This window comes from Bacillus sp. MUM 13 (assembly GCF_001866725.1).
Lineage (GTDB): Bacteria > Bacillota > Bacilli > Bacillales > DSM-1321 > Peribacillus.
Genome location: NZ_MLYQ01000181.1, coordinates 1 through 218 on the forward strand (window position 1 = coordinate 1; position 218 = coordinate 218).

Here is a 218-nt window from a genome sequence, read left to right on the forward strand (position 1 = left end):
CGTTTAGCTTGTTGGACTGCATCATGACCACGCTTGTTCGGTCTAAAACCGTAGCTTTGCTTAGAGAACAAAGGATCAAACTCCTTGTTGAGTACTTGTGCAATAGCTTGTTGGATGAAACGATCTATCACTGTCGGGATTCCTAACTTCCTTACACCGCCGTTCGGTTTCGGGATTTCGACTCGACGTACAGGTTGGGGAAAGTAGGTACCATTTAT

At 45.4% G+C, this 218-nt stretch carries 1 pseudogene; it reads right to left on the minus strand.

The features are described from left to right. Positions 1–218, minus strand: a pseudogene (locus tag BIV59_RS22580) (group II intron reverse transcriptase/maturase); the annotation flags it as partial.